The organism is Thioclava indica (genome assembly GCF_000714545.1).
Classification (GTDB): Bacteria; Pseudomonadota; Alphaproteobacteria; order Rhodobacterales; family Rhodobacteraceae; genus Thioclava; species Thioclava indica.
Window position 1 is genome coordinate 1 of the sequence record NZ_AUNB01000055.1, and the last position, 12,014, is coordinate 12,014.

Genomic DNA, 12,014 nt, shown 5'->3' on the forward strand with positions numbered 1-12,014 from the left:
AAAAACTATGGCCCAAGCGGAAAAACCCCTTCCCATCGTGCGAGGCTTTGGCTAAGACGCGCCTCACCAAGCCTAGACTGTGCGGTCGTGGCGGAATTGGTAGACGCGCAGCGTTGAGGTCGCTGTGGGGTAACACCCGTGGAAGTTCGAGTCTTCTCGACCGCACCAGACTTGCCGAAAGGCCCGGACGCATCCCGTCCGGGCCTTCGTCGTTTTCCCGCCGCTTGGATGGATTTGAATCAAATTTCATCCAGTGTTTTGATGCGATTAACCGGGTTTTGGTGATTTTCCGCAATGATTGCTTTGGGTGTCTCTTGTCAGGGTGACAAAGGGGACAAGGGCTGTTGTAATTATGGCAAGTTATGAGGTCATTGGATATTTCGGGGGCGACTTTCTTGTCGAGGGGGGCGGCAATGTTTTGTATGTCGGATCCCGGGCAATGCTCGATCCGGACTGGGACGCGTCCAGTGATGCGCGAACCTTTACCTTTAGTGACGACGACACCGCGCTAAATGGCGATACCAACAGTGCTGAGGTGGGCGATGATGGCGATCAGGCCGTCATCGTCAAAGATGCGCAGGGTAACGTTATTGCATCTGGCCAAGTGTATTCCGAGGCGTATTTCACCTTTAGCGCCCCGGATGGTACTACGATCTACGCCGATGTTCTTGAGATAGGCGGCACGGTCGTCGGGGTTGTCGCATCAGCGCCTATTCAGCCAGGCGTCACATATAGTGTCGCGTCGATCGTTCAAACCAGCTCTCCGAATACGGCGGAATATAGCAACATCGTCGACGCGGATTACGACCCGGATGACGCCGATTCCATTCAGGGCGGGCAATATGCGGACTCGCTACAAGGTGGGGCACTCAATGACACGATTGATGGCGGGTCGGGCGATGATCAGATCACGACGGGTGCGGGCGCTGATACGCTGGTTTTCAGTGATGGCGACGGGGCCGACTCGGTCTCTGACTTCGATATGTCCGATGACGGGGCCGGGCATACGGTCGATCAGTTTGACGTCTCGGGGCTGACAGATGGCAATGGCAATCCGATCAACGCTTGGGACGTCACGGTTAGCAAGGATGGCGGCGGCAATGCCGTCCTCAGCTTTCCCAATGGTGAAAGCATTGTTCTCAAGGGTGTGTCGCCTGCACAGGTTTCGACTGCGCCGCAGCTGAATGCGATGGGAATCCCGTGTTTCGTTGCTGGCACTTTGATTGCAACGCCTGCCGGGCCGCGTGCGGTGGAAACCCTGCGCTGCGGCGATCTGGTGTGCACGCGTGACGGGCCGCCGATGCCGGTGCTTTGGGCCGGCGCGCGCAGCCTTTCATATGATGATTTTCTGCGTGAACCGCGCATGCGCCCCATTGAGTTTTGCACGCAGGCCTTGGGCAATTATGCGCCGTTGCGCCTGTCGGCGCAGCATTGCGTCTGGTTGCCTGACGGATCGGGGGGCGCTTTGGGACGTGCTGCACATATGGCGGCCTGCCGGTGGGGTGGGGCGCGTGTCATGCGCGGGGTGCGTGCGGTGCACTACTCGCATATTTTGCTGGCGCGCCACGCATTGGTTCAGGCACAAGGCGCTTGGGTCGAGAGCTTCTGGCCCGGGCTCTTTGCATTGCGCGCCCTGACTTCGGCGGCGCGTTGGGAGTTGCTGCGTGTGAAGCCCGAATTGGCCAGCATTTTATATGCCGATCAAGCGCCAGAGGTGTGCTACGGCCCCCGAGTGCGCGCTGTTTTACCCAAGGTCAACATTGATCGCGACGCTTGCAAGGACTGGTCACGGCTTGCGCGGGACGCCGTGCAAAGCGATGATTTATCAGGCAATTTCTGCACGTCATCGGGGTGATCTGGATTAAATCGAAAAATCTGTTGAAATATGATAGCGCCCTTGTTTTAGTCACATGCACGTGAATTGAACAAATATAAGAACCAACGGGGTGCCCGATTTGACCAACGCTGACAACGACGAGGGCTTCGTCGTCTTCGATCGCGTGCAAAAGAGTTATGACGGCGAAACGCTGGTCGTAAAAGATCTCAATCTCTCGATTGGCAAGGGCGAATTCGTGACGATGCTCGGGCCGTCAGGGTCTGGCAAAACTACCTGTCTGATGATGCTCGCGGGTTTTGAGATGGCCACGCATGGCGAGATCCGGCTTGATGGCGAAAACATTAATAACGTGCCGCCGCACAAGCGCGGCATTGGCATGGTGTTTCAGAATTACGCGCTGTTCCCCCATATGACGGTGGGTGAGAACCTTGCCTTTCCGCTGAATGTGCGCGGTATGGGCAAGGATGAGCGGGAAACCAAGGTCAAGCGCGCGCTGGATATGGTGCAGATGGGCGATTTCATCAATCGTCGCCCCGCGCAGCTATCGGGCGGTCAGCAGCAGCGGATCGCATTGGCTCGCGCGCTTGTGTTTGATCCCAAGCTGGTCTTGATGGATGAACCGCTGGGCGCGCTGGATAAACAGTTGCGCGAGCATATGCAGTTCGAAATCAAGCATCTGCACGAAAGTCTTGGGATCACGGTCGTTTATGTGACCCATGATCAGGGCGAGGCGCTGACGATGTCGGACCGCGTTGCAGTGTTCGACGATGGCCGTATTCAGCAACTTGCCCCGCCGGATGAGCTGTACGAGCGTCCGCAAAACAGCTTTGTTGCGCAGTTTATCGGTGAAAATAACAAGCTGCCCGGCACCGTCGAAAGTCTGAATGGCGACACTTGCACCGTGCGGCTGGAAACGGGTGAGATCATCGACGCCACGGCGGTCAATATCCGCGAGGCAGGGCAAAAAACGCTGGTTTCGATCCGGCCGGAACGCGTGGAATTCAAGCCCGATATGATGCCCGAGGGCGCGCATACGATCAGCGCCGAGGTGCTGGAAGTGATCTATATGGGCGATATTTTCCGCACCCGGATGCGGGTAGCTGGCTCGGAAGAGTTCGTGATGAAATCGCGCAATACACTTGATCAGGTGCGCTTGAAACCGGGCGAGACGCTCAAAATCGGCTGGCATCCGCAAGACGCGCGCGCGCTTGAACCGATGTAAAAGATATCGCAGCGGCACCTGCTGCTGCGACCTGCCGCAATCCAGCGGCCAAGCGACAAAAAGTCGCAAAAATACCACCAACTGGGAGTTACACATGAAGAAGATCTTGATTTTGAGTACAGCGGTGCTCGGCCTTGCCGGCGTTGCGGCTCAAGCAGAAAGCGTTACCGTCCTGTCTTGGGGCGGCGCGTATGAGAAAAGCCAGGTTGAGGCCTATAACAAGCCCTTTACCGAGGCGACCGGCATCGATGTGAATATGCAAGCCGCCGACAACCCCGGCACCCCGATCAAGGCGCAGGTTGAGGCCAATAATGTCTCGATCGACGTGGCCGATGTCGAGAAATCCGACGCCGTGCGCCTGTGCGACGAGGGCCTGCTTGAGCCGATCGATCCCGATACCGATCTGGCCGCTGCACCCGATGGAACGCCTGCCTCGCAAGATTTCATCGACGGCGCGCTTACGGATTGCGCTGTTGCAAATATCGTCTGGTCGACGGTCATGGCCTATAACACCGACAAGGTAGACGGCACCCCGACCACGATTGCCGATTTCTTCGACACCAAGAAGTTCCCCGGCAAGCGCGGTCTGCGCAAATCCGCCAAAGCGACCATGGAAATGGCGCTGATGGCCGATGGCGTGCCCTCTGCGGACGTCTATAAAGTGCTGTCGACCCCCGAGGGTGTGGATCGCGCGTTCAAAAAGCTCGACACGGTCAAGGACGACATCGTCTGGTGGGATGCCGGCGCACAACCGCCGCAGCTTTTGGCCGATGGCGAAGTCGTCATGACCACCGCTTATAACGGGCGTATCTTTAACGCTCAGGTGGCCGAGGATCAGCCCTTCAAGATCGTTTGGGACGGTCAGGTTCTCGATTTCGACCTCTTCGTGATCCCCAAGGGCGCGCCGCATATGAAAGAGGCCAAGGAATATCTGAAATTCGCCACCAGCACGCAGCAGCTTGCGGATCAGGCGAAATGGATCTCCTACGGTCCGGCGCGTAAATCTTCGGCACCTTTGGTTGGGCTGTATCAGGACGGCAAGACCGAAATGGGCCCCGAAATGCCCACCGCCGAGGCCAACATGCAGAACGCTCTGGTCAATGACTTTGAGTTCTGGGCCGATCACGACACCGAGCTGAGCGAGCGTTTCAACGCCTGGCTTGCTGGCTAATCTGACACCGGGCCGCGCGAGGCAACTTGCGCGGCCCGATCCGTTTTTCAAGGGCCGACGCCATATTGCGCGCCCTTCCAAATATCGAATTTTGTCGCCTGCCACGCGCAGACCTGCCTCCCGAGGAGAGATGATGACAGATGTCACGACCGAATTGAGGACCGCAGACGGTAAGTCGCTAAAGGCGGCTTTGGCGGCCAGTCAGGTGCGCGCGAAACGGCGGGCGTTTTTTCTCGTTGCGCCGCTTTTGTTGTTTATCCTTGTGACCTTTGTTGTGCCGATTGGGCAGATGCTCAAGCAATCGGTCTATAACGACGCGTTTTCCTCGACCGCGCCCGCGCTGGACAAGTGGTTTCAGGCCAACCCGCTGGGCACTCCGCTTGATGAAGGCGCTTATGCCGCGCTGGCCAGCGACCTCAAGCTGATGAAGGAAAACCGCACGCAGGGGCAGGCGGGCACGCGGATTAACTATGATGTGGCGGGCACGCGTTCGCTGTTTACCTCGACCGCGCGCAAGATCAACCGGCTGGAGCCGCCGTGGAAAGAGGCGATCCTTGGCGTAAACGAGGGCTGGAGCGATCCGAACCTGTGGCGCGCGATGCGCTCGGCCAGTTCGCCCTATACGATTGATTTCTACCTCGCTGCGATGGATCACACGCGCGACAAGGACAACAATATCGTTCCCGTTAACCCCAATCGCGCGATCTATGGCAAGCTGTTTGGCCGCACCGCGATGTTGTCGATTATCATCACCGTGCTGTGCATGATCCTCGCCTTTCCGATTGCGCATCTGCTGGCCACCTTGCCGTTGGCGAAATCGAACCTGCTGATGATTTTCGTGCTGCTGCCGTTCTGGACCTCGCTTCTGGTGCGCACGACCTCGTGGATGGTGTTGCTGCAACAGCAAGGGGTGCTGAACGATCTGCTGGTGTGGATCGGGATCATCAATAACGGGCAACGCCTTGAGATGATGTACAACAAGACCGGCACGATCATTGCGATGACGCATATCCTGCTGCCGTTCATGGTGCTGCCGCTCTATTCCGTGATGCGCACGATCCCGCCAAGCTATGTGCGTGCCGCGCGCAGCCTTGGGGCGACAAGCTGGACGGCGTTTCGCAAGATTTACCTGCCCCAGACCCTGCCGGGGATCGGCGCGGGCTCGCTCTTGGTGTTTATCCTGTCGGTTGGCTATTACATCACGCCCGCCTTGGTGGGTGGTGCCGATGGGCAGCTGATCTCGAACATGATCGCCTTCCACATGCAAAACTCGCTCAATTGGTCGCTGGCGGCGGCGCTGGCCTCGCTGCTGCTGGGCGGGGTCGTGGTGCTGTATTGGCTCTATGACCGGCTTGTGGGCATTGACAACATGAAGCTGGGCTAAGGAGACACCGATGGCACTTCCTGCATATGCAAGCCCGCTCGAACGCATCTGGCACTACACCTATCTGGTGCTGTGCGGGCTGATCTTTTTCTTCCTGATCGCGCCGATTTTGGTGATCATCCCGCTGTCGTTCAACGCGCAGCCCTATTTCACCTTCACCAAAGAGATGCTCAACTTCAATCCGGCAGGCTATTCAATGCGCTGGTATGACCTGCTGCTGACCTTTGGCATGCAGGAACCCCAGGCCGAGCGGGGCTGGTCGTGGTGGATGGATGTCTGGCAGCACGCGACATGGATCGGGGTGGCGAAGAACTCGCTGATCATCGGCTTTTTCGCAACGATCGTGGCAACGTCGCTGGGCACCTTGGCCGCGCTTGGCCTGTCGCGCCCCGAGATGCCCTATCGCCGCGCGATCATGGCGGTGCTGATCTCGCCGATGATTGTGCCGATCATCATCACCGCGACGGGGCTGTTTTTCTTCTACTCCAAGGTCGGGCTGGCCCATACCTATCCGGGCATCATCATGGCGCATGCGACTTTGGGCATTCCGTTCGTGATCATCACTGTGACGGCAACGCTGGTGGGGTTCGACAATTCGCTGAGCCGGGCGGCTGCGAATATGGGGGCCGATCCGCGCACGACGTTCTTCAAGATCATCATGCCGCTAATCCTGCCCGGCGTTGTGTCGGGCGCGCTATTTGCCTTTGTGTCCTCGTTTGATGAGGTCGTGGTGGTGCTGTTCGTCGGCGGTTACGAGCAACAAACCATCCCGCGCCAGATGTGGAACGGCATCCGCGAGCAGATCAGCCCCGCGATTCTGGCGGTGGCGACGATCCTCGTGTTCTTCTCCATCGCGCTGCTGACCACAGTCGAGCTACTGCGCCGCAGGTCTGAACGGCTGCGGGGGATGTCACCGGGGTGAGCGCTGGTCCCGACGCGGAAGCGTCGGGAAGAAAGGCTCCGGTGGAGCCTTTCAAGGCGCGAACGCCCGAAGCGCAAGCGCAGGGCCGGGGGCTGATATGAATACGACAGAGAAGCCGGGGGAAGCCCCGGCTTTTTGTTTTCGGGGTGCGGCCCGGCGTTGCCGCCGGGCGGGAGATTAATTCTCACGATGCACTGGTAAGCCTTTGACCGCCTCATGAATGACCAGCGGGCATCTGGCCGCTATGTATCTGGCGCGCTCGGCAAAGTGCCGATTTACCATTGAAATAACGGCAGCATCTGCCGGAACGGAAATAAAGGGCGCTGGGTTTTTTCGCTCGGGAAAGAAAACGACCGCAAGTTTGGGCGCTAAGATGCTCCATACCTCGCTGTTTTCCGCTCCCGTGCCACCGAAGTTGGCTACCGGAGTATCGGTCATAATGAATTCGGAGCTTCCTACGGACGGTTTCACAAGGGCGTAGGTTCCAGATAGAAGCGTGTCGACGATTTCTTCTGGGACTATGATACCAAATTCGGCGCGGAGCTTTTCGCCCCAGTTCTCAGCTCCGATTTCTTGTGCCATTTTTTTACGCCGATGAGCAAGGCGCGGGTCTTCAAGAACCAGCTGTTGTAACTCATGCAAAACATCGGAAACGCCCGATTCGGAGAAAATTCGGTCACGAAGGCTGGGTGTTCTAAGGAGCCAAGAAGCACAGAACTTGGCGAGAAATCTGACGTCGTCGTCGGTCTGTACTCGGCTAAAGAATCGTGCGGCCACGTTGCGAATGTCGTTGTCATAGCGCCGCGCAAACTCGATCTCGGCGCTGGAGTTTCGTTTCCCTTCCAAGTCTATGAAGGAGTTTTCATAAAATGCTTGGAAGGCTTTCTTCACGTTGCGTTCTCGAATGCCCTTTTCAGGCTCGGCACGATCAAACAGCAACAATGTCGATCCCTGAAAACAGAAACCGTTTAACAAGGATTGAGGCACGTAATGGTGGCGCTTACTTTTGTTCGTCACAAACCTAGCCCTCGCTTGCGCTCGGGCGTTCGGCGCTGAAAACGCTCCACTGGAGCGTTTTCGCCCCGGACTGAAGTCCGGGGCCGCGCCTCACCCCCAAACCCCCGCAAACTCCCGCCATTCCCCCTTGCTCATCCCTGACGTCTCCTGCGTCACGTCTTCCCCCGCCAAACGGCGTTTCAGCACCTCAACCGCCTTGCCGCTCAAATTCACCCCACCCAGACGGTAATCCTCGAACGCTTCATAGGCGCTCGGCACCCAGTCTTTCACGATGTCGCACATCGTTTCGGCGTAGACGCGGATTTCGTATTGGGCGTGGGGGTCGGCGCGCAGGCGCAGGAAGTGGAACAGGTTGTGCAGGTCGATCTTCCAATACCATTGCGTGTAGATATTGGCGGGCAGGTTCATCCGCGCCAGTTCGCGCGCAAGGCCCAGCTTGCCGGTGTCGGTGTCGGGCGTCAGCATGTCCTCGTAATGGTCATAGCTGCGCATCGCGTCCTCGCGCAGCAGGTCGAGTACGCGCGCGGCCTCCTCGCCTTGCAGCACCTCGCCGCGGCCTTGGTTGTTCTGTTTGGATTGCGCGGCCAACTGGTCAGCCGAGGGGATGTAGAATTCGCGATCCAGGATCGAATAGCGCGCGGAGTATTCGTTGACGTTCGCGGTGCGGTGACGGATCCATTGGCGGGCGACAAAGACCGGCAGTTTGACGTGGAACTTGACCTCGCACATCTCGAACGGGGTCGAGTGCCAGTGCCGCATCAAATAGCGGATCAGCCCGCGATCATCGCTGACCGCCTTGGTGCCCTTGCCATAGGAAACGCGCGCGGCCTGACAGATCGCCTCGTCATCGCCCATATAGTCGATGACGCGGATCAGCCCGTGATCCAGCACCGGATGGGCCGTATAAAGGCGCCCCTCCATCCCCGGCGAGACCGCCCGCAGGGTTTGCGCGCTGTTGGCGCGCTGCGCCTCGATTTCAGCGATCTGTTCGGGGGTAAGCGCCATCTGTCAGTCCTCCATGTCGAATCGCACCGACTATATCTGCGAAGTCGCGCTGCGGGAACCGCGAGATGATGTGGGCCGTGGAAAGTGTTAGGCGGCGGGGCCGTGGTTGCTTGCAAGCCCTGTGATGCGCGCTAACTGAACAAGGCGTTCAGACAGGAGACAGAGATGAAAATCGAATATCTGCACACGATGGTGCGCGTGCTTGATCTTAAGAAATCAATCGCATTTTACGAGTTGCTCGGCCTCAAAGAGCGCAAGCGGATGGAAAACGAGAAGGGGCGTTTCACGCTGGTTTTCATGTGCCCGCCGGGTCAGGAAGACGGGCATGCCGATGTTGAGCTGACCTGGAACTGGGACGGCGATAGCGGGCTGCCCTCGGACAGTCGCCATTTCGGCCATCTCGCTTACCAAGTCGAGAATATTTACGAGCTGTGCCAGCATCTGATGGATAATGGCGTGACGATCAACCGCCCGCCGCGTGACGGTCATATGGCGTTCGTGCGCTCGCCAGATAATATCTCGGTCGAGCTGTTGCAAATGGGGGACTCGTTGCCGGTGAAAGAGCCGTGGTCGAGTATGGAAAACTCTGGCAACTGGTGATTACTTCTTGAAGTGATCCTTGAGACGCTCAAAGGGGCTGCGCGCGGGCGTGGCCTCTTTTGTATTGGGCATCTGCGTCGTGGTGGGCGCAGGGGCCGTCGCAGGTTTGGCAGTGCCGGTCGAGGCGCGCGGAGGAGACACGCGCAGCGCCACTGCGTTGAGGAATTTCGCGCCATCCCCGGCAGCCAGCGCCGGCGCGCCATCGGAAATGCCGCGCAGCAGATCGTCCAGCGTATCACCCTCGGCCTTGGCGAAATCGCCCAGCACATGCGCGACAACGCGGTCCTTATGGCCGGGGTGGTCGATGCCAAGGCGGACGCGCGCATACTCCGGCCCGAAATGCTGGTGGATCGAGCGCAGCCCGTTATGCCCCGCATGCCCGCCGCCCTGTTTGAGCCGGCATTTGCCAAGTGCGAGATCCAGCTCGTCATGAAAGACCGTAATCTCGTCGGTCGCGCATTTGTAGAAATCCGCCGCCGCGCGCACGGATTGACCCGACAGGTTCATGAAGGTTTCGGGCTTGAGCAACACCACGCGATCAGAGCCAAAGCGCCCCTCGCTGACCTGACCCTGAAATTTCGACCGCCACGGCCCAAAGCCATGATCGGCCGCGATCCGGTCCAGCGCCATGAAACCGATATTGTGTCGGTTGCCAGCATATTTCGCGCCCGGATTGCCCAGACCTACCCAGAGATGCATCGCCTGCTCCTGATGCTTTTGGCTGCCTTGGGGGCGCTGCCCCCTCGGGCTTTGCCCTCACCCCCGGGATATTTCAACCAAGGGGAAGAGGGAAGGGGTGCGGGCGCGTGTGGCGGCGCGGATACGGAAAAACGCGGAGCCATGAGTGGCCCCGCGTTTCAAAGTGTCAGCCAAGAGAGGGGAATTATTCCTCGGTGGCCTCGGTTTCTTCTTCTGCGCTGTCATCGCTGGAGCCGCCACCAAAGCCTTTGGGCTGTGCGACGTTGGCAATCACGAAGTCACGGTCGATCGTCGGTTTGGCGCCTTTGGGCAGTTCCACATTCGAGATGTGAATGGTGTCGCCGATTTCGGTGCCCGACAGGTCGACAACGATCTGATCGGGGATGTCGCCGGCCAGAACGTTGAGTTCGACTTCGGGACGCACAGCCACAAGGGTGCCGCCGCGCTTGAGGCCCGGGGATTTCTCGTGGTTGATGAACTCGACATGCACGAACAGCGAGATGCGCGAGTTGCGGTGGGTGCGCATGAAGTCGATATGGGTCGGCAGATCCTTGACCACATCTTTTTGCACGCCGCGGCAGATCACACGCACGTCGTCCTGACCGTCCATCTTCAGGTTGAAGAGGGTGGACATGAAACGGCCTTTGCGCAGGCGCGTCAGCAGTTTGTTGTAATCAAGGTTGATCGCGACCGGGTCGCTACCGTCCCCGTAAACGATTCCGGGCACAAAGCCCTCGCGGCGAGCTTGACGGGCGGCCCCCTTGCCTGTCCCCGTGCGCACCACGGCTTCGAGAGTTTCGATCTCTTTTGCCATTGCTGGTCTCCAATTTGTCAAAGTGATGGGCTGCCTCCAAGGGTGTCGGGCCCATGAAACCGCGCGGATACTGGCGCTGGGGCCAAAAGGCAAGGAGATTCGTGGTGTGTGGATACTTGGCGGGGGGCCGTTGCGGTGATAGCGCTGGCTTGCGGGCGGTGAAAAGGGGCGCGTTATGGCGTTGCAGAAGGTTATCAGGACAAGTCGCGCCACCGGAGTCGGGATGGGTGCGCTTGGCTTTTTCTGGGGCGGGTTTGCGGCCCTCATGCCTGATTGGCAGGCGCGCGCGGGTGTCTCGGATGCCGTGCTTGGAACGCTGCTGCTGCTGTCTGCGGTCGGGGGTATGAGTGCGATGGCGGCGGGGCCTTGGGTGCAGGCGCGACTGGGGGTGCGTAGCTTGCCGCTGTTGGCTACGCAGCTTGGCTGTGTCGGGCTTTTTGCTTGGCTCATCGGGTCGCCGCTGGCGTTGGGGCTGGTTCTGTTATGGCTTGGCTGGTCGATGGCGGGTCTTGATATTGCAAGCAATGTCGAGATTTCCCATCGCGAGGCCGAAACGGGTTTGCCGTTGATGAACTGGAACCACGCGTTGTTTTCGTTTGGCTTTGCCATGGCGGCGGGGTTGGCGGGGCTGGCGCGTCGGTTCGGGGCGGAGCCGGGTGCGATTATGGCTGTGATCGGCGTCGCGGTGATGATCGCAGCCCTTGCCACGCGCGAGGATGCCGCGCCTCAGCGTCCGGCGGCGGATAAGACGGCTCCGCGTAGCCTGCCGTGGCGCGTTGTGATCCCTGCGGGGGCGATCTTGTTCTTTGCGTTTGTGGCTGAGAACGGCACGGAAAGCTGGTCTGCCCTGCATCTTGAGCGCGACTTTCAGACCGCGACCGGGGCAGGCGCTTTCGGGCCGATGATGCTGGGGCTGACGATGGGGCTTGGGCGCGTTTCGGGGCAAATGGTGGCTGCCCGGCTGGGCGAGGCGCGTCTGGTTGCGCTGTCGGCGGTGATTGCGGCAATCGGAGCGGGGGTGACCGCGATTGCCCCGATGCAGGGGATGGCCGTGGCCGGGATCGCGATGATCGGGATCGGGGCGGCGGTTGTCGTGCCTTCGGCGAACTCGCTGCTGGGGCAAAAGCTTGCACGCGATATGCGCGCTTTGGCATTGTCGCGCGCTTGGTTGATCGGGTTCACCGGCTTTTTCATCGGGCCGGTGGTGATGGGGCTGATCGCGCAAGGGGCAGGGCTGCGCTGGGCCTTTGCGGCCATTGCGCTGATGCTTGCGGCGATCCTGCCCGCCCTTGCCGGGTTGATGCGTCGTCCTCAGTTGTAAGTATCAAAGAATCCGTTCGGGA

11 protein-coding genes and 1 tRNA gene are annotated in these 12,014 nt (G+C 59.3%); 8 read left to right on the top strand and 4 right to left on the bottom strand.

Annotated features, from left to right (window positions below):
• Positions 1–81: 81 nt before the first annotated feature.
• The 6 genes from DT23_RS14705 to DT23_RS14730 all read left to right on the top strand — a co-directional run bounded on the left by DT23_RS14705 (position 82) and on the right by DT23_RS14730 (position 6,536).
• Positions 82–168, top strand: a tRNA-Leu gene (locus DT23_RS14705).
• Positions 169–439: 271 nt separating this feature from the next.
• Positions 440–1,855, top strand: coding sequence for a Hint domain-containing protein (locus DT23_RS18700; RefSeq protein WP_162177261.1), 1,416 nt, complete (start codon positions 440–442; stop codon positions 1,853–1,855).
• Positions 1,856–1,955: 100 nt separating this feature from the next.
• Complete coding sequence (locus tag DT23_RS14715; RefSeq protein ID WP_038132443.1) at positions 1,956–3,059, top strand: ABC transporter ATP-binding protein; 1,104 nt, start codon at positions 1,956–1,958, stop codon at positions 3,057–3,059.
• A gap of 94 nt (positions 3,060–3,153) precedes the next feature.
• Positions 3,154–4,230, top strand: coding sequence for an ABC transporter substrate-binding protein (locus tag DT23_RS14720; protein ID WP_038132429.1), 1,077 nt, complete (start codon positions 3,154–3,156; stop codon positions 4,228–4,230).
• A gap of 133 nt (positions 4,231–4,363) precedes the next feature.
• Positions 4,364–5,614 (top strand): ABC transporter permease, encoded by a 1,251-nt coding sequence (locus DT23_RS14725; RefSeq protein ID WP_038132444.1) that lies wholly within the window; start codon positions 4,364–4,366, stop codon positions 5,612–5,614.
• A gap of 10 nt (positions 5,615–5,624) precedes the next feature.
• Positions 5,625–6,536, top strand: coding sequence for an ABC transporter permease (locus DT23_RS14730; RefSeq protein WP_038132431.1), 912 nt, complete (start codon positions 5,625–5,627; stop codon positions 6,534–6,536).
• Positions 6,537–6,713: 177 nt separating this feature from the next.
• Here the strand turns inward: DT23_RS14730 and DT23_RS14735 are convergent, their stop codons facing one another.
• Both DT23_RS14735 and thyX read right to left on the bottom strand, forming a co-directional pair.
• Positions 6,714–7,553, bottom strand: a complete 840-nt coding sequence (locus DT23_RS14735) for a DUF4238 domain-containing protein (RefSeq protein ID WP_081847211.1) — start codon at positions 7,551–7,553, stop codon at positions 6,714–6,716.
• A gap of 90 nt (positions 7,554–7,643) precedes the next feature.
• Complete coding sequence (gene thyX, locus DT23_RS14740) at positions 7,644–8,558, bottom strand: FAD-dependent thymidylate synthase (protein ID WP_038132434.1); 915 nt, start codon at positions 8,556–8,558, stop codon at positions 7,644–7,646.
• 165 nt (positions 8,559–8,723) lie between these two features.
• Between thyX and DT23_RS14745 the strand changes: the two genes are divergently transcribed.
• Positions 8,724–9,158: a VOC family protein gene (locus DT23_RS14745; RefSeq protein WP_038132435.1), complete on the top strand. Its 435-nt coding sequence runs from the start codon at positions 8,724–8,726 to the stop codon at positions 9,156–9,158.
• Here DT23_RS14745 and pth read toward each other — a convergent pair whose 3' ends face one another.
• Together pth and DT23_RS14755 are read right to left on the bottom strand one after the other, a co-directional pair.
• Positions 9,159–9,857, bottom strand: a complete 699-nt coding sequence (pth, locus tag DT23_RS14750) for an aminoacyl-tRNA hydrolase (RefSeq protein WP_038132437.1) — start codon at positions 9,855–9,857, stop codon at positions 9,159–9,161.
• A gap of 184 nt (positions 9,858–10,041) precedes the next feature.
• Positions 10,042–10,671 (bottom strand): 50S ribosomal protein L25/general stress protein Ctc, encoded by a 630-nt coding sequence (locus DT23_RS14755; protein WP_038132438.1) that lies wholly within the window; start codon positions 10,669–10,671, stop codon positions 10,042–10,044.
• A 223-nt stretch (positions 10,672–10,894) separates the two neighbouring features.
• Here DT23_RS14755 and DT23_RS14760 point away from each other — a divergent pair, with 223 nt between their 5' ends.
• Positions 10,895–11,992 carry an MFS transporter gene (locus DT23_RS14760; protein WP_038132440.1) on the top strand — a complete coding sequence of 366 codons (1,098 nt, stop codon included), beginning with the start codon at positions 10,895–10,897 and terminating at the stop codon, positions 11,990–11,992.
• Positions 11,993–12,014 lie beyond the last annotated feature (22 nt).